Source organism: Nostoc sp. KVJ3 (assembly GCF_026127265.1).
Lineage (GTDB): Bacteria > Cyanobacteriota > Cyanobacteriia > Cyanobacteriales > Nostocaceae > Nostoc.
Map to the genome: position 1 here is coordinate 55,693 of NZ_WWFG01000012.1, position 15,950 is coordinate 71,642.

General features: G+C 40.2%; 28 protein-coding genes and 2 pseudogenes. 15 read left to right on the plus strand and 15 right to left on the minus strand.

Annotation, left to right across the window (positions count from 1 at the left end; all coding sequences use genetic code 11):
- The first annotated feature begins 6 nt into the window (after positions 1 to 6).
- From GTQ43_RS39370 to GTQ43_RS39390, 5 genes are all read left to right on the plus strand, one after another.
- A complete protein-coding gene (locus tag GTQ43_RS39370) occupies positions 7 to 297 on the plus strand; it encodes a hypothetical protein (RefSeq protein ID WP_196523065.1) in 291 nt (96 codons plus the stop codon).
- The gene (locus GTQ43_RS39375; protein WP_265278063.1) at positions 297 to 743 is read left to right on the plus strand and encodes a type II toxin-antitoxin system VapC family toxin; all 447 of its coding nucleotides are present in this window, start codon (positions 297 to 299) and stop codon (positions 741 to 743) included. The genes GTQ43_RS39370 and GTQ43_RS39375 overlap by 1 nt, the downstream gene beginning before the upstream one ends.
- Positions 744 to 912: 169 nt before the next feature.
- The gene (locus GTQ43_RS39380; RefSeq protein ID WP_229498241.1) at positions 913 to 1,515 is read left to right on the plus strand and encodes a ParA family protein; all 603 of its coding nucleotides are present in this window, start codon (positions 913 to 915) and stop codon (positions 1,513 to 1,515) included.
- Entirely contained in the window at positions 1,512 to 1,838 is a 327-nt protein-coding gene (locus GTQ43_RS39385) for a hypothetical protein (RefSeq protein ID WP_265278064.1), read from the plus strand. Before GTQ43_RS39380 ends, GTQ43_RS39385 begins: the two co-directional genes overlap by 4 nt.
- Positions 1,839 to 2,364: 526 nt before the next feature.
- Positions 2,365 to 2,670, plus strand: coding sequence for an RNA recognition motif domain-containing protein (locus tag GTQ43_RS39390; RefSeq protein WP_265278065.1), 306 nt, complete (start codon positions 2,365 to 2,367; stop codon positions 2,668 to 2,670).
- A gap of 191 nt (positions 2,671 to 2,861) precedes the next feature.
- Here the strand turns inward: GTQ43_RS39390 and GTQ43_RS39395 are convergent, their stop codons facing one another.
- The gene (locus tag GTQ43_RS39395) at positions 2,862 to 3,125 is read right to left on the minus strand and encodes a hypothetical protein (RefSeq protein WP_265278086.1); all 264 of its coding nucleotides are present in this window, start codon (positions 3,123 to 3,125) and stop codon (positions 2,862 to 2,864) included.
- Positions 3,104 to 3,373, minus strand: a complete 270-nt coding sequence (locus tag GTQ43_RS39400; RefSeq protein ID WP_265278066.1) for a GIY-YIG nuclease family protein — start codon at positions 3,371 to 3,373, stop codon at positions 3,104 to 3,106. The genes GTQ43_RS39395 and GTQ43_RS39400 overlap by 22 nt, the downstream gene beginning before the upstream one ends.
- 582 nt (positions 3,374 to 3,955) lie before the next feature.
- Here GTQ43_RS39400 and GTQ43_RS39405 point away from each other — a divergent pair.
- Complete coding sequence (locus GTQ43_RS39405; protein ID WP_265278067.1) at positions 3,956 to 4,081, plus strand: hypothetical protein; 126 nt, start codon at positions 3,956 to 3,958, stop codon at positions 4,079 to 4,081.
- Positions 4,082 to 4,099: 18 nt separating this feature from the next.
- On the opposite strand, the gene GTQ43_RS39410 is transcribed toward GTQ43_RS39405, so the two are convergent.
- Together GTQ43_RS39410 and GTQ43_RS39415 are read right to left on the minus strand one after the other, a co-directional pair.
- Complete coding sequence (locus tag GTQ43_RS39410; RefSeq protein WP_265278023.1) at positions 4,100 to 4,285, minus strand: hypothetical protein; 186 nt, start codon at positions 4,283 to 4,285, stop codon at positions 4,100 to 4,102.
- Positions 4,286 to 5,007: 722 nt separating this feature from the next.
- A complete protein-coding gene (locus tag GTQ43_RS39415) occupies positions 5,008 to 5,328 on the minus strand; it encodes a hypothetical protein (RefSeq protein WP_265278068.1) in 321 nt (106 codons plus the stop codon).
- Between the two features lie 1,199 nt (positions 5,329 to 6,527).
- Between GTQ43_RS39415 and GTQ43_RS39420 the strand changes: the two genes are divergently transcribed.
- From GTQ43_RS39420 to GTQ43_RS39450, 7 genes are all read left to right on the plus strand, one after another.
- Positions 6,528 to 6,950 carry a plasmid recombination protein gene (locus tag GTQ43_RS39420; RefSeq protein WP_265278069.1) on the plus strand — a complete coding sequence of 141 codons (423 nt, stop codon included), beginning with the start codon at positions 6,528 to 6,530 and terminating at the stop codon, positions 6,948 to 6,950.
- Positions 6,947 to 7,210, plus strand: a complete 264-nt coding sequence (locus GTQ43_RS39425; RefSeq protein WP_265278070.1) for a plasmid recombination protein — start codon at positions 6,947 to 6,949, stop codon at positions 7,208 to 7,210. Before GTQ43_RS39420 ends, GTQ43_RS39425 begins: the two co-directional genes overlap by 4 nt.
- Before the next feature lie 135 nt (positions 7,211 to 7,345).
- On the plus strand, positions 7,346 to 7,549 hold the full coding sequence (locus tag GTQ43_RS39430; protein WP_265278071.1) for a hypothetical protein: 204 nt from the start codon (positions 7,346 to 7,348) through the stop codon (positions 7,547 to 7,549).
- Positions 7,539 to 7,826: a hypothetical protein gene (locus GTQ43_RS39435; RefSeq protein ID WP_265278087.1), complete on the plus strand. Its 288-nt coding sequence runs from the start codon at positions 7,539 to 7,541 to the stop codon at positions 7,824 to 7,826. The genes GTQ43_RS39430 and GTQ43_RS39435 overlap by 11 nt, the downstream gene beginning before the upstream one ends.
- Entirely contained in the window at positions 7,763 to 7,909 is a 147-nt protein-coding gene (locus tag GTQ43_RS39440; RefSeq protein WP_265278084.1) for a DUF3991 domain-containing protein, read from the plus strand. The genes GTQ43_RS39435 and GTQ43_RS39440 overlap by 64 nt, the downstream gene beginning before the upstream one ends.
- A 62-nt stretch (positions 7,910 to 7,971) precedes the next feature.
- On the plus strand, positions 7,972 to 8,190 hold the full coding sequence (locus GTQ43_RS39445; RefSeq protein WP_265278072.1) for a hypothetical protein: 219 nt from the start codon (positions 7,972 to 7,974) through the stop codon (positions 8,188 to 8,190).
- A complete protein-coding gene (locus tag GTQ43_RS39450; RefSeq protein ID WP_265278073.1) occupies positions 8,165 to 8,344 on the plus strand; it encodes a toprim domain-containing protein in 180 nt (59 codons plus the stop codon). The genes GTQ43_RS39445 and GTQ43_RS39450 overlap by 26 nt, the downstream gene beginning before the upstream one ends.
- Positions 8,345 to 8,917: 573 nt before the next feature.
- Here GTQ43_RS39450 and GTQ43_RS39455 read toward each other — a convergent pair.
- The 6 genes and pseudogenes from GTQ43_RS39455 to GTQ43_RS39480 form a co-directional block, all read right to left on the minus strand.
- A pseudogene (locus tag GTQ43_RS39455) lies at positions 8,918 to 9,039 on the minus strand (AAC(3)-I family aminoglycoside 3-N-acetyltransferase); the annotation flags it as partial.
- 941 nt (positions 9,040 to 9,980) lie between these two features.
- Positions 9,981 to 10,202: an Imm1 family immunity protein gene (locus GTQ43_RS39460; protein ID WP_265278074.1), complete on the minus strand. Its 222-nt coding sequence runs from the start codon at positions 10,200 to 10,202 to the stop codon at positions 9,981 to 9,983.
- Positions 10,203 to 10,432: 230 nt separating this feature from the next.
- Positions 10,433 to 10,816: a deaminase gene (locus GTQ43_RS39465; RefSeq protein ID WP_321162568.1), complete on the minus strand. Its 384-nt coding sequence runs from the start codon at positions 10,814 to 10,816 to the stop codon at positions 10,433 to 10,435.
- Positions 10,770 to 11,099 carry a hypothetical protein gene (locus tag GTQ43_RS39470; RefSeq protein WP_265278075.1) on the minus strand — a complete coding sequence of 110 codons (330 nt, stop codon included), beginning with the start codon at positions 11,097 to 11,099 and terminating at the stop codon, positions 10,770 to 10,772. Before GTQ43_RS39470 ends, GTQ43_RS39465 begins: the two co-directional genes overlap by 47 nt.
- 243 nt (positions 11,100 to 11,342) lie before the next feature.
- Positions 11,343 to 11,582, minus strand: a complete 240-nt coding sequence (locus GTQ43_RS39475; protein WP_265278076.1) for a hypothetical protein — start codon at positions 11,580 to 11,582, stop codon at positions 11,343 to 11,345.
- Positions 11,539 to 12,018 (minus strand): hypothetical protein, encoded by a 480-nt coding sequence (locus tag GTQ43_RS39480; protein WP_265278078.1) that lies wholly within the window; start codon positions 12,016 to 12,018, stop codon positions 11,539 to 11,541. The genes GTQ43_RS39475 and GTQ43_RS39480 overlap by 44 nt, the downstream gene beginning before the upstream one ends.
- 5 nt (positions 12,019 to 12,023) lie before the next feature.
- On the opposite strand from GTQ43_RS39480, the gene GTQ43_RS39485 reads away from it, so the two are divergent.
- Entirely contained in the window at positions 12,024 to 12,170 is a 147-nt protein-coding gene (locus GTQ43_RS39485) for a hypothetical protein (protein ID WP_265278030.1), read from the plus strand.
- A gap of 637 nt (positions 12,171 to 12,807) precedes the next feature.
- Positions 12,808 to 13,020, plus strand: coding sequence for a hypothetical protein (locus tag GTQ43_RS39490; RefSeq protein WP_265278079.1), 213 nt, complete (start codon positions 12,808 to 12,810; stop codon positions 13,018 to 13,020).
- 420 nt (positions 13,021 to 13,440) lie between these two features.
- Here GTQ43_RS39490 and GTQ43_RS39495 read toward each other — a convergent pair whose 3' ends face one another.
- The 5 genes and pseudogenes from GTQ43_RS39495 to GTQ43_RS39510 all read right to left on the minus strand — a co-directional run bounded on the left by GTQ43_RS39495 (position 13,441) and on the right by GTQ43_RS39510 (position 15,798).
- The gene (locus tag GTQ43_RS39495; protein WP_265278080.1) at positions 13,441 to 13,653 is read right to left on the minus strand and encodes a hypothetical protein; all 213 of its coding nucleotides are present in this window, start codon (positions 13,651 to 13,653) and stop codon (positions 13,441 to 13,443) included.
- Positions 13,654 to 13,684: 31 nt separating this feature from the next.
- Positions 13,685 to 13,798 (minus strand): annotated as a pseudogene (locus tag GTQ43_RS42020) (hypothetical protein); the annotation flags it as partial.
- Positions 13,799 to 14,610: 812 nt separating this feature from the next.
- Positions 14,611 to 14,772, minus strand: coding sequence for a hypothetical protein (locus GTQ43_RS39500; RefSeq protein ID WP_265278081.1), 162 nt, complete (start codon positions 14,770 to 14,772; stop codon positions 14,611 to 14,613).
- Positions 14,769 to 15,041 (minus strand): hypothetical protein, encoded by a 273-nt coding sequence (locus tag GTQ43_RS39505; RefSeq protein ID WP_265278082.1) that lies wholly within the window; start codon positions 15,039 to 15,041, stop codon positions 14,769 to 14,771. Before GTQ43_RS39505 ends, GTQ43_RS39500 begins: the two co-directional genes overlap by 4 nt.
- 469 nt (positions 15,042 to 15,510) lie before the next feature.
- A complete protein-coding gene (locus GTQ43_RS39510) occupies positions 15,511 to 15,798 on the minus strand; it encodes a tyrosine-type recombinase/integrase (RefSeq protein WP_321162567.1) in 288 nt (95 codons plus the stop codon).
- Between the last annotated feature and the right edge of the window lie 152 nt (positions 15,799 to 15,950).

A 15,950-nucleotide genomic window follows, 5' to 3' on the forward strand; every position in this document is an offset into this window, starting at 1 on the left:
GCCGATATGGAAACAATGAAGTTGCGATCGCATATTGGGACAGATGGTATATTGCAAATCCAGACACCCACTGATTTAAAAGATATAAATGTTGAGGTAGTGGTGGTTATACAGCCGTTAGCTGATGCAGAAGTTGCAACATCTTCAGAAGCCCAAGCACAATATAACGCTTGGGGAAAGCCCACAACGAAAAAATCGATAAGTAATGCAATTGCCAGAATGGAACAACTGCGGCGAGAAGTAGCGTTAGATAAAACGTCAATCCGCTCCATGATTGAAGAGGGGCGAAGATTTTAATGCAGTTTGTTTTGGATTGTTCTGTAGCAATTAGCTGGTGTTTGGTGGATGAAAATAACCCTACTGCAAATGCGATACTAGCAATGATGCCGGATGCTGAAGCATTTGTACCGGGGATTTGGTCACTGGAGATTGCTAATGTTTTACTGGTAGCTGAACGGCGTAATCGTATGACTCAGAAACAATCTGAGGAAGCTATTGCTTTGTTACAGTCGCTATTGATTCAGGTTGATACGGCTACTGATGCAAATGCTTTGGGTGCAACCTTGACGCTGGGGAGACAGGAAGGTTTAGCCGCTTATGACGCAGCTTATTTAGAATTAGCGTTGCGGTTGGGATTGCCTTTAGCAACGATTGATCAAAGGTTAGCGGAGGCGGCTACGAGGTGTGGCGTGGATTTGGTCGTTGCCGATGAAGAAACGCCTTCCATTGGGGAGACACCGTAAGTCAGGTTGTCATTTCCGAAAAATAAGCTGAACAATGCATCAACACTCTACTTGAGTCGCAGATTCTCATTTTAGGCTGCATAAATACCTGGATACCCAAATATTCATACATCCACATTTTATGTGTGTAAGTGCGATATGATTTTTCCATCTTTTATAAGGGGAGATTATGCCAATCATCTCTCTTAGCTCATTTAAGGGCGGAGTGTCGAAAACAACTTCAGCTATCTGCCTCGCCTCACTGTTTTGTGATGATGGGGCAACTTTAGTTATTGATGCCGATCCGAACCGTTCAGCAACCACTTGGGCAAGACCTGGGGGACTACCATTTCAGGTCTGCGGAGAAAAGGAAGCAGCAAAGTTGATGCGTAAGCAGAAGTTTGAATTTATAATTTTTGACACTCCTGCCCGCCCTAATGATGTGGAAGTGGAGGATTTAGCAAGGGGCTGTGATCTACTTATCGTTCCAACTCCACCAGACCTGTTGAGCATGGATGCGATGGCACTCATGGCAAAATCCTTGCCCCAAGATACAAACTGGAAAGTCCTACTTACAATGATTCCGCCGCCGCCTCAAAGAGATGGACAGGAAGCAATGGAAGCACTCTTAACACAAGGTTATCCTGTTTTGAGTCGTGGGATTCGATTTTACAAAGCTTATAAGGATGCGGTGACTAGTGGAGTTCCTGTTTATAAGGTTCGAGGGGGCAAAGTAGCATGGCGGGATTGGACGGAAATAAAAAACGAAGTGATTCAAGCAATAAAAGGGTGAGCCGATTTAGTGAGGTCTTAGGGGCAGCCCAAGAAAATACCCAACTACCTGGATACCCAGAAAATCAGCTATCTGAACAGCTAGATACTCAACCAACCGAAGAATCATTAAGCCAGCCACTTAATGAGGTGAAAAATCAACCACCTGAAAATTTGACAACCCAACTACCTGGATACCCAGAAAATCAGCTATCTGAACAGCTAGATACTCAAGCAACCGAAGAATCATTAAGCCAGTTACCTGAACAGGTGAAAGTCAAACATCTGATAACGCAACTGCCCAAACACCTGGATACCCAGAAAATCAGCTATCTGAACAACTAAAAACCCAGTTACCTGAGAATTCAACCACCCAACAACCTCAACAGCCAGTAACCCGGTCATCTAAACACTTAAAGGATAAAGATAAATTAGCCAAGCGTGAGAATCCCGACTATACCCAAACCACTTTTCGCATTCCGAAAAAATTGAGCAGGCAGATCAATCGAGTGCTGATGGACTTGGCAGACGAGGGGAATATGTGGATAGGAGCGACTTGTTAGAAGAATTAGCCAGTGCATTTATCCGACTAGCTGATGAAGTTGGTGTAGTAGAGGCGTTAGAAAAAGTCAAAAATCTGGGTACCCAGATGGATGAGTAGCCAACTGAGGCAATCGCACCTAGTCTTACATCACTGGTTAATTAACCTTTTACTGGATGCAGAGAATTGGCTTCTATGTCATCCTAGAAAACGAGAGTTAAAGGAGTGAGTATTTTTGTTGTTAGTATTGACAGGCTTTCCCCTTTTGGTATCTACAGACTTTTCTCCAAAATTTAAATCTCTACACACTAATATTTTTGGAGATAATCAATGTCAATTTATGTAGGCAACCTCTCTTACGAAGTTAAGGAAGATGATATTAAGGGTATTTTTGCAGAATATGGGACTGTAAAGCGTGTTCAACTACCTACTGACCGCGAAACAGGACAACTACGCGGTTTCGGATTTGTAGAAATGGGAACAGATGCAGAAGAAGCAGCTGCCATTGAGGGTCTTGATGGTGCTGAGTGGATGGGTCGTGACCTGAAAGTGAATAAAGCTAAACCCAGAGAAGACAGAGGTTCATCTGGTGGGAACCGGGGAGGATACAGTGGCGGTGGACGTAACCGCTACTAAGAGTTGAAACGAAAATTTAACTTAGGGATAAAACTGTATCAATTGAAGTTTCTGAAATTTAAGGGCTTCAAACCCTTGCTGTATCATCCCATTCACGCACTTTTAAATCAATCTACTCACAACATATAAAAATAAAATAATACAAATGACTATTGCTACTAAAAATAAAAAATTATTATTGAAAACTTTACCTAAACAGTGGGTTCCCTTTTCTTAATTTTCTTCTTCTTGTTTTTCTCCCCGACTATGCCTTGTCTCAACCGATTGTGAGGTTCATATCGTCTAGATATTAAATATTTTGGGATTTCCTCTCTCTCTTGACTTGCACGTTCAATATCTCTAGGAATTATAGGCAAAGAAACATTTAGTTTTTGATGATGTTGACCGTAATCCTGATAATTATTTGGTATTGGCGCTACATTACTACGCTCCATTAACTGAATAACTTGTTGCAAATATGCGTTCTTTGTAAATTCAAACCACTCCCTATAAACATTAAATGACTTACAAGCTTGATGAATCTCTTCTCTACTTTGTAAACGTCAGTAACAAACACATAATGAATGAGTTTCAACGGGTAGGGACTTTGACGGCTATTCAGTTCTTTTAATCTTTCCTCTGGTGTCCGTGGTGCTACAGTTAGCCCTATTTTGTATCTATATGTGCCTACACTATGAATTAAATAAATGTACCCTGGTTTCATTATTGTATCTCTGTTCGTAGTTCTTCTAAAGCTGCAATCGCGTCTGCAACTGTAAAATCTGGTGAATATTTTACCTTTTTGTAGTCGGGATGCTGTTTGATTTGCTTTAAAATTAATTATGATGATTAAGTAAATCACTTAGATTAATGAAATCTTTACCCATAATTAATCCTTAAAATAATAGGTTTACCATTGAAGTCTTTGTAAATATCTCTGGTCTTAGCTAACGCCGGTAAACTTACGTTGTATTCCTCTAGTTCGTTACCATCTGCATTTACTAGACTAAGGAATATGCTTATACTGAAAATTTATTTAATATGGATATAAATATATGGTTCAACGTCTTGAAGAAATTTTAGGGAACTCAATTACAGAATATACTCCAACGCAATCAAATTTCAGGGACTATCTTTAGAATCATTGGAGCAAGTTATTCAATCAGGCTACACTACACTAAATGCAAGTTTTAATGCTGCTCCATCCGTTGGTTCATTTATTGAATTTGGGCAACGTTGTAAAAGTATAGAAGCGACAGCAATTTTTTGATGGTGTAGTCATCAATGATACAGACGGCCGAATTTGGTGATTGATGCAATTACAGTTAAAGGGGTGAAAGACTTAGACTTTGCAGGTGAATTTGTAAAATTTGTGTGGGGTTGCGATGAATTAGAGATTAATTCTCAACAGTTATATGCTTGGTGGGATTAACTGTTTCCTCTACTGAAATCAGGTTTGTAGTAAAGAGCTTAATGAATTGCGCTGTAACCATGCACATAGTTTTATACTTGCTCTGTCATCTGGCTTTGATTGATATTCACCACTTTGAAGTTCTTCGCTAACCCCACCGGAAAACTTTAGAATGTACCAGACGTTAACACAGCCCAATGGCACTGCAAGATCCACTACCGCCATAAAAATACCCCCAGAATATGGGGGCGATTGATGTGGTTGATGTGCCTAAAAGACACAATTGAATAATGAGAGTTCACTATAAGGATTTCTGTATATATGCCCATCTTAGAATGAACTGTCGGTGAATGTCTTCGGTGATCGCTGACTCTTCAAAATCGCTTCACAACAACTTTTCAATAACATAGCTATTTACACTGTCTATGTGTAGCGACCTGCAATACTAATCGCTCAAACCTGCAATCAAGACATTTACAACCAGGATTAAATGCAACTATAATTGCGCTTCAGCCAGGATTAAATGCAACTGAGCCAGGATTATTTGCAACTGAGCCTGCAATCATTGGTTTGAGCCAGGATTATCTGCAACTATAAAAGTAAAAGAAACGAACGTTTTCTTTACTGCCGTACCGATAAGCCTTAGAGAACGGTAAACGTATGTTTTCTAGTTAAAAAAACTCGGTAAAGAATTCAAAGTTAATCTATCAAATTTTCAAATGAGTTTTTTAACAAACCTCTGTCAATACTGAAGACTCAGTTCTGGCAAAGCGTTGAGTCTATTTGCAAATAATCCTGGTCGAAACGGATGATTGCAGGTTGGTTGTATTTAATCCTGGTTCAGTTGCAATTAATTCTGGTTCAAAAGAAATTATAGTTGCATTTAATCCTGGTTTGAAAATCCCTTGATTGCAGGTTTAGGGATTTATAATTGCAGGTCGCTACATCTATGAAGAAGCGCCAGCTTCAGCCGCCGCTACATCTGGTTTGACTTCCTTCGCCTTCTTTTCAAAAAGTTTGGATTCCTGCGTCAACGATCTCAAACCCGTTCTCTGTTCGTTGACCAAGCTTGCCAGAAACGGCCCCAGCCCAGTCTGCAAATTCTGAGGCGCTAGTTTCAGCTTCCGCCAACTTTTTGCATTAACTTGAGCAGTGAAGACTATGCCGTTCTGATCAGTCAACTCGATTGCAACTTTCTTGTTCGGAAGAGGTGTGGCTGTTGGCAGTGAGCCGCTAAATTTTATTGTCACTTCGCTTTTGACTTCCATACCTTACCCCTGGCTCATCATGAATTTCATTTTTTCGTTCCTGATTTTATCTTGGATTAGGTTGACCACAAGGTGCGCGATCGCTTGGCTATCGTAGTTGTTCACTTCATTGTGAACGTTGAGCATTCCCCTTGAAACAGAATTAAGACTCAACATTAAAAAACAAAATCCACAAAAAAAATTTTCCCTGTTTTTGACCCTTTTTTTGCATAAACAACTGATAACTAGTCTCAATATGAACCGCCCAAACCGTGATCATCTCCACATTTATCAATAAATATTACAATTTTGGCACTAGCTTCTTAATTTGACTCAATTCGTGCATCTGAGATAAAACCTCGAAAAAACATCCATTTTTCCCCGCCTCACCAACTACATTCAACATCTCCCAATATCTAGACAATATCTCCCAATTCTCCAATTTTTTCTTACCTTTTTACCCCTTAAAAATCATCCAGTTACAAAATTCTCATTAGCTCAAAAATTCCCAATAAATCGAACAGTTTCCAAGACTTGTTAGAAGTCTCCCATTTGCTCCCAATAATTGGTAATTCTTGGGAAATTCGCTTAAAAGCTTTTAAGCTCTGTAATCCATCTTTTTTCTGACGCACAGTACGCCATATTTGGCGGAAAGTTTGTTGAGAGTCAAAATTGAAAAGCAGAAGCAGAAGTAAGAGCCATCAACAAATACTACTGAAGAACTACACAATCACGACAAAAGTGACTGTACAGTTCACTCTCTTCAACCCGTCAGCTTGATTCTTGTAGTCTAATGAGTGACAAAAGTGACAAGTCTCAGTTGTCACACTCTGGACATAGTGTACTTTGATACAAAAACTTCCATGTGGCAAAATACCCCCATTTATCCCCAAGATTACCCAACGATACACAATTGATAGTGAAAGGATAGTCAAACGACAGTCGTTTTCGGGTAGGCACGAAAAAACCAACGACAGTCAAAGGACAGCCAATTGGGTCTAATTGGGGTAATTTGAGGGTAATTTGGGTGAAATGCTCCTGGTGGATTCTACCCAAAAGTGGATTTCGGGCTGGGTATAATGTATACCATATACTCACTATGGTTTCATGCCCTGCGGGTGGCTTACGCCATCTCTCGCTGCGCTCATGACACGAAACCGCCGTTCGCCCTACGGGTTGGTGAGTAGTACAAAGTGCTGCAAAAGTAGTATAAATCCTCTATGTCGCCCCTGACCATTCTCAGAATTGAGAAACTAAAAACATTTGGCAATGTCGCTGGCAGTGATGACCATGTGTTAAGGAATAGAGAAACACCCAATGCAGATCCAACTAGAAAGAATGTCCGGTTGATTGGGGGAGAAGACTCACGCTCTTTAGAGGAGATAGTTAAAGAGAAAATCTCCACCCTCAAGCATCTACCCCGAAAGGATGCGGTGTTATGCACCGAGATGTTTCTCTCGGCATCGCCAGAATATTTCCGCCCCTTAAATCCATCTCTGTCTGGGCAGTGGTCTGATGAGAAATGCAGCAATGGCGATTCGCATCTCGTGACTGGCTGGCTCAAACTATGGATCAAAGTGCGTCAGGGCAGAACTCCCCTAGATGAAGTACCCCACATATCCACGCCTACATCGTGCCAGTGAACGAGAAAACTGGTCGGCTTAGTCATGATGCGATGTTTGGCGGCAGAGGTGGACAGGGAAGAATTAAGTTATCCAAACTCCAAGATAGTTATGCTGCTGCACTCGCTCCTTTGGGCATTGAACGTGGGGTAAAGGGCAGCAAAGCAACCCACACTAAAGTAAAGGAATATTACCAAGCGGTTAACAGTGAACCACTCACCGCAGTCATTACAAATAACCAATTAGCGCCAGGCCATTTGAATCAGCTAGTAGTTATGTAGCCAGGATTCAGTCAGATGACCAGTTCCAAGCAATTAATCACCAACTGGCTGACCGTTCGTTCATGGCAGAGCGATTGGAGAGGGCAGAGCAACGGGCGAGGCTAGCGAAAGGAACGACAGCAACTAGAGAAGCGGGTGCGATCGTTAGAGGCTCAGACTCAACAAATGCGCGGACTTGCCCTTGGAGGATGTCGCCTGGGAGTTGGGCTAAATCATGATCATGAAAGGTGGAGGGGTCACGGACACATCATTAATATAGATGGATCGAAGTTTTACGATTTCTCACCCCAACAGCAGAAAGGCGGTGGCGGTGCGATTGACTTGGTAAATGCACGTTAATGGGTGCAATTTCCGGCAAGCGATCGCATGGTTGCATGAGCGTTTCGGTGAAGCTGGGGCAGAACGGGCGGCGATATCTCACGCCCTTAAGATGACAGCTGAGATTATCCAGTCAGAGCCACGTCCCCAATTCCAGCTAAGAGTTGAGGATAAAGCCAATTGGCCAGGAGTAGAACATTACCTTACCAGAAACGTGGCTTACCCCAAGATTTTGTGGAACTTCTACACAGCACTGGACTGGTTTATGCTGATGACCAACAAAACGCTGTGTTTGTGATGCGGAATCTAGACGGACAACCAAGCGGTGCATTCTGCGCGGTACACGGGGAGAAGTCGGAGCGGCGGCTTCCACCGCTCTAAACTTCGGGGGAGAAAAACAACAGTTTCAAGGGTTATGAGAAAGGGACTAAGCGGCGTGAGGGTTGGTTTCACTTCCACTTGGTGGACAGCCTACTGATGCAGTCGAGAAATTGGTGCTTTTGAAGTCGCCCATTGATGCCATATCCTTTGCCATGCTGGAGTATCAGGTTCAAGGTGCGCCAAAGACTAGAACTCTCTTTCTGGCAGTAGATAACCCCAACAGCTTGCCTGTGGAGCGATTGCAGAACATTCCTCATGTCAGCGTGGCTTTTGACGGATAATGCTGGGGATGCAGCTGCACGGGCTGTATTGGAACTACTGCCACAGTCCAAAAGGCTAAAGCCCAAAGCCAAAGATTGGAATCAGCAGCTTCTTGATTATCAAAAGCAGTTATTTCAACAGCATCACCAACCAGAAGATGATTTGACTCTTTAAAAGCTGTTTTTGTAGTGCTAATGTAGTCTTTTAGTAGTAATTTTTGATGTCTGTTTTTTTCTTTCTCGATTTTGACTCAAAAAATCTGTCAAAACTTTTTTGCGTACTGTGCGAGAGTTTTGGTCAGGAATTTTTGCGGTATAAATCAGGGTCGCTTATGAGGCTTTTGGGGTACACATCCTTAGATTTACCGTTGGTTTACCTTATAAATACCTTGCATCTGCCATTGCGAAACCTTATTTTTGGCAGAATCACCAAATTTTTCAAAAATTCAATTTGAGGCAGCAGTAAATCCTTATATCTGCCATTGGTATGCCATTGAAATGCCATTCATATTCCTTATATTTGCCTTTAAAGAGAAATCCTTGTAAATACCTTATAAATGCCATTGATTAGAGATATGGACAATCAGTAAGTTTTTGGTAGATTTGTTAATAATTTAACTTACAGTTTCAAACCCTCCTGCTTTTTGCTTAATTGAGATGCGCTCAATACCTGCTGGCTAACGTTCGCGATCGCCGGACTCAGACCAATACTGCTACTATACTCCAAAGTTCCGGTGCATTCCGGTTGTTAGGCATCTTCATCGCCGACCGGGACAGCAATATCGAAATGAAGCACATCTTCGCGTACCCCAAGCTTTGTGTAGAGTGCAATCGCAGGGTCATCCCGATGTCCGCCTGCACGAAAATAACATCATTGCAATGCGAGTATGTATTGGAACTTCCTCAATACGTATAACTATTCCATTACTGAATCGGCACTCTAGTTTTGATGATTTTCGTATCATCTTCCCTCTGTCACGGTGGTTGACCTACTTAGGTAGGGGAACCGTGAAAGGAGGGCAAGTTTTGTTGCCGCACCTGGGGGGGTTTTTTTCAAGAGAAAAAATGTCCGGACAGCAACATAGCTTGCTACTCACCAAAGGTTTTTTTGGGCTACTCAATCAACTGTTAGATGAATATGTAATGGATCGCTGATGGATTTGTATTGGATCTCTCATGGCATAATCTTTGTCAATAGTTAATCATTGTTGAAAGTAAAAATTATACTTACAATACGTATGTCAGACAAATGGATCTGTTTGGATCAATATTGTCACTGTAATGGATCTGCAACGGCTCGTTTTGTGGATCTGGCATGGATCTGTTATGGCACACTTTTCTAAATCGAATTTCTTAGCAGAAAAGTAACGACTTAATTAACAGCAGCGAAAAAAGAATAACCAACTGGATAAAATTTGCCTTCAACAAAATGGTCAGTAGAGTGATGTTCACAACCAATTTTGCATTTAAGTTAAAAGCAGCTTTTATGGATAATCACAACCACAGTCAATGTCAAATCTGATAGTCAGTTTTGACCCTGGTGCTTCCTTGACCAAGATTGTTTACGAACTAGCAACTGAGTGATGAGTTTCCCGCAGAACTCCCAGCTGATTTGCAATCAGACTGCTGGACTATCAGGTTTAAGTAGGGAGCGATTGTATTCCACGTTAGAGCCATTACGTGTAATTGCTGGCTATGTATTGATATGGCGTTGAGCCGACAATCGTGTAATTTGGGTTTAAATGGTACAGAGTAGAGCATATACTCTGAACAAAACTTGCCTGCCTGATATAAGATGCGCTGACTATTTCTTATACTCGCTCAACAACTTCATCTTTTTCCCAAATAACTGATTCTTCCATTGTCCCAAGCACCGCGAAAGCTTTGGCAGCTTTAAGGGTTGTATTCAAGTCAACGCAGGACTTGGCAGGATAAACACCTTCTTGCCCTCCAACTATCACGAATTCCTCTATATCTGATTTAGCTGGGTCAACAAGATAATGAAAACTCTCATTATCAAATGTCAAATACACTACATATTTGCCTTTACCACCACCACAGCCATGTGAGTTTCCCTATCTGTTTCTAGGGTTACAAGTGTTTTTGATGCCCGTCCAACTCTCTAATAGCTGATTCTATTTCTTGCCAACTATCGGCTTGCTCTACACAACCCTGTTTTGATTCCAATCCAATCTTCAACTGAAAATTTTGTTATGAACATAATTAACCTCACTTCAGTGTAATCGTCTGACGACCGCTAGGGCTAATAACTTCTATTTCTTCTAAACCAAGCTGTTTTAGCCATTCCTTTCACACCTCCGTTCTGACCACATGCTCTGCAAAGATCCCGATCAACTGTTAAACGCGCTCGACCTCCTCTTAATCCTGCATCAAACGCTTGTTGGAAGGCATCAGCTTCAGCATGTGTGCGACTAATTGGATTTACTTTAAGTGTAATTTGCGGATTACTGCCAGCACTAATCCCAAAAAATACGCTATCACCCAGCTCTAACTTTGCGATTGTAGCGCGATCATCCTCACTACCTGCTGGAGTCAGACCAAGCTGTTGCCTATACTCTGCTAATTCTTGAAAAATAAACTTATATATAAGCTGTCGCAGTTCTTGCGCCGGAGCTAAAGTGTTGATATCTGGATTTTTTTACTACCTCTTCTTGGCCAACAGGACAGCTATAAACTACATAAGTCCATATTCCTGGATTACCTGCTTCAGCACTTTCACCCTCATAAAAAGTAATCGTTCCATCTTCTTCGCACTCATAATAAGCTGAGTAAATATCTTCCCAATCGCAATCTGAGTTTTCTAGCGTCAATCGAATTGAAGCTAATACGCCAGCAATATGATGAGGTTCAGTTTCTCTCTGGACTAAACGCTCTCCCTCCCACTCAAAGTTGTGTAACTTAAGAGGCATTGTAACAAAGCCTTGAAACAGATAATGGTTCCAGTTTATGAAACCTAAATAATAGCCTAATGCCTAATGTCACCAAGTAATCTTAAAATTACTGTCCCACCAAGGAACTGAGCAGCATAACTAGATGAGAGATAGGGTATTTTTACGCGATGGCATTTCTCAAATCCTCATCAAATATACGAGGACATTGTTTTCTCTATGTCATTTCTCAATTACGTCAACGTCTATTTCTCTTCATTTGGGTTAGAGAAACGTAACTCCAAGGTTATTTAGATTTTCTCTGTTTTCCAATTGACCAGCCACTTCTCCACCCTTCCTTTGTCCTGCTCTGGTAAACACAAAACCAGCGTCTTCAAACTTTGAACCGTACCTACAAACTGTAGAAGAAGACAATTTTAGTAAAGTCGCCAGTTCACGAGTGCTGAGTAGCCAACCATTTTTATAAGCTTCTTCCAATGCCCTCAAAATGAGCAACTGGATCATTTGCCAGTCCCGGTAGCTGGCGGACGATCGCAGGAATTAGCCGTGTCACTAACCCTTCAATCACTTGCGAAAGTTGGCCGAACTGACTGGCGGTTAGTCCGGCGACTGTTAACTGACTGTCAGACTGACTGGCAGACTCTATGCCAGAATCAAAATTCTCTGACTGACCGCCTCCATGACTTGCGTATTGGTCGGCAAAGTCCGCCATGCTGCCACCCGCTTTCATGTGGGCATCTAGCTGGTCAAGCAGCTCTAACTGCTCTCCACTTACATAAGACTTATTACCGATTTTGGTTGGCTTGATGCCTAACCGATTGATGCGATCGTAGATAACAGATTTAACAATCCCGTATTTATCAGGAAGCTGGGCGACTGGTACCGGTCTAGTTTGGTCATGGTCGGCGGTCTGACTGGCAGACAGTTTGTGTAACAGCATACACCTTGCTACTGGAAATTAGCAACTGTATCTACCAGCATCAGCCGTCAGAGCGATCGCTAAAGGTTAATCTGGGACTGAATGCTCACAGTCGGCGCTTTTTGGTCGATGTCGTGATAATCTCATTTCCCGCTCCTGAAGTGATCGCTTAATTTTTTGGTTGCTTTCTTCTTCACAGGGATGTCGTGATAAGTTTACCGTAGAAGTAGGCTTAAATATATATTTACTTATAATACGAAATTACAGACTTATTTAATCTTGTAAAATAATGTCGAATACTCCTTTTCCTCAATATCCTGCTGCTTGCTTGAATAAGACGATATTATTGCGTACTTAATCCCATATTTGGAAAAAGGATGGGAAATATACCAGGGAAACCAAGAGAATCAGTTTATTATTCGCCTTTTTAGATAACCTAAAGCTTTTCATTGAGCTAAAACAGAGTAAATGGCGCATTTCTACAGGTTTAGATATTGATCAATCTCTGGCAATTTGGGCTTTTCCTGAGAATTTAGGCGAATTAGATAGTGCTATAAGACAGGCTGTATCAACTGCCTCTGTAGCAAGTCCTAGTGGTACAAGAATTGAATGGTCTTCAGTACCAACTACTGTAAGACTTGATGAAGAAAAACCGCTTCAAATCTTGCCAAGCTAGTTGCTCTTTGGTAGTTCAAATATTGAAGCAATATTTGACGCATACCTTGATAATAAAGGTTTAGAGACAGTTCTGAATATGGCAACTTTAGGTATAAAATCTCAACAAATATTCGTTTATTAACATCGACAAAAATGCTGCAATCTTCTAGTGGAGGAACAGCACGTCTGACACCTTCATATATCAAAAGTTGGCAAAATGAATTAGGTTGTAGTGGTCTTGAAATTCGTCATAATTCATATACAGGACATCAACGACGCTTTATGCTTTTGAGTGGAGGGCAGAGTCTAATTGTAGGCCCATCACTAAATAATTTATCAGTCAATGAATTCACATTTGGAATCTGATACGGCCGATATAGTTTTTTTTAATAAAGAATGGGTATCTGCACAGCATTTAATTGTGTGAATTTTCAAATGCCTACTAATGTGGGTAAATGTGATTTGAACTAAAAAATGAGATTTTAACTCATGATCTGCTTCATAAATGAGTATTTCAGTTTATGCTTCACTTTTAATATTCGAGTTTTTTTACTAATAATGATTATGGTTTAGGGGATGAAAGGAGGGATATGAGCGTCGCTCGTATCCCTCCTTTCGGTTTGATTATCATTATTATTCAGATACGATTTGAGTTGGTGATCGCGCTTGGGGGTTAATCTGGGGTTGAATGCTTTACTGTAGCTCCTTTGAAAGAGATGTCGTCATACTATTAAATCCCGACTAACAGACGATCAATCGCTTGTAGAAACTTTTACCCTTCTGCCATTATTTTTTAGCCTCTTCTAGTATTTCTTCATCAGAAAAGTCAGTTCTGTTTATCCCTTGACTCCGACTTGACTGTATCAACTTTTGTTGTGCTTCTTGCAGTGGATAGGTCGTTGTTTGAGATATTAAAGAAGCAAAACCTAGTCCTCCTTTTGTCAGTAAATGCAGCAACTGACTGATGATGTTCAGGAAAACGAACAAAAAAGTTTTCATCTGTTGAGTTTTGATGAACTTCTATTAACCGTATATTTTCAGCATCTGCTACTTTCTTAGCTCCAGATTGCAGTCCAGATGTGGTTACAATAATTCCAAATTTGGCTCTTACATCTTTAATAATGTAAGCAAATGCAGCTATAATATTTGGTCTACTCTAGTTTCATTTTTGTAATGCTTGCATTCTATTAATATCAGATCATTTTCATCATATCCATAAGCATCTACCTCCCACTCTGTCCCAGATTTTCCAGAGAATTTCTCTTTGATTGAATTTTGATATCAAGCAAGTTAAAGTGTTCTTCTAAATATTTTTTAACTCTTTCATCATTAAGAATCGCTCTCGTATATTCTTCATATTTTTTCCAGTCAGTTTGGTTTTTCCAACATAAAAATTAATGAGATACACTATAAATATTTATTCAAGTAACCAAAGTTTTAATTCACAAAGCACTAAAAAAATTGGCGTGTAGCTAGTATCTTGATTGCAAAACACCGTTCTCAGTATAAACCGGATGAAAAAACTAACCCTTAAATTCATGACCCCATCATATATTACTGCCATTATTTATGTTTAGCTATTTATTATAATACAAGTATCCATCATGTACTTTAATTTTTATTCCATCTTCAGTTTCAAGATTAACAGATACTATTTCTGGTTCGTGAGGTTCATCTCTGCTGAAAGACATCTCAATCTCTACTGAGATTTTTTTTGTTAGTTTGAAACTTCTTCGGTATAGTCAAATATATAATATTTATCATCTTCTTTATCATAAGCAGTCATATCTGGATCAGGATAACTTACATCAGCAGAAAGGAAATTTCTGCTATAACTGTAAAATGTAAAATCTCATCTTGAATTTCTACTAAATTCTCCTGGAGGAGATTAATATTTTTACAGTAATCTTTTCAATCTCACCATCTACATCTACTAAATCAAATAGCTCTAGTTCTTCAAACTTCAGTTATCTCATTTTTTATTTCTTCTCTATATTCTGTAAACCATTGGTGTGCAATTGAAGATATGTACTTATCTTCGGCATTAATCAAGTCAAATAATTCATCTAAAGTCGCAATTGAAATTAGATAATTACTTGCATCGCAAGCTGCTTTCATATCGCTGTCATTGCTAATAACGTACATATTTTTATTATTATCACAACACCATTTCTCCAATGCTGAGATTGTAAACGCATCTGGAAACTCAGATTTTTTCTTCGCGCTTCTCCGAATGGTGGTTGTTGATTAAAATATTTATCAAAAATTATTTCTACGGCTACATTCTTAGTAGGGATTATGTTAACAATATAATTAATTTCTGAAAATAGAGAAAGTTGTTTTGATTCTGTAAAATCTCTTAACTCTGCTTCGTAATGTTTCAGCACTAAATCTCTATCATAATTAAAAATGGGTTCAAAAGATGGTACTCCTCTGAGAATTTTAGCTTTAATCTTAAATTTATTGACTGATTCTGTAACTTCTTCGATTTGTTTTTTTTAAGTTGGCTTTTATTTCGCGGATAGTAATGTCTGTTAAATGAGTGTAATCTTCCCATTCACGTTAAACGTATACAGTTTTGATAAACGTCCTGATGAAAATTGAATTTGCATTAATAAATACTTCTGTATCTATAAAAACCTGGGATGTTTGTAATCTTTTATCCATTTGATTTTATACTTATTCTGAGTTAAATCAGCAGTTTATACTACAATCTGTCGTTTATTTTCCCAATGACTGACTGAGGGTGAAATGAGCCAAGAAACATCTCTCAGGGTTCCTAGTTTCTGGGGTCAAATGAGCGCATACAGGTTAATTGGTACTTGGAATGGCAAAAAATGTTGATGGATAGAATGCTTATGGGATCGCTAATAGCCCTGCAATGTCTTGGGGTCGCTCGACGCAAAGATCGTTACAAATCACCCAATCAAAATTCAGGAAGCGTCGAGCATTTAACTTTGTATATTTTTCAGTGTGTTTGATATCGCGGTGTCCCAAAAAATCTTGAATCTCTCTAGTGTTATAACCTTGATTCACCAGATAGTAACCGCAAGCATGGCGCATCATGTGACAGTGAACTTTGATATCAAGCCCAGCCTGTGCCGCCAGTCGCCCAAGCAGCTTTCGCACCGCATCAGTGGACATCACCTCACCACGCTCGGAAACGAAATATATTTGCTATCGGGCAACATCTCTCTGAGTTCTTTGAGCAAAGTTATTTCATCGTCTCTCAAGGGATGCACCCCTGAATCGCTGCCCTTTTCCCTGGTGATGAAAATCTGACGTTCGGCCCACAT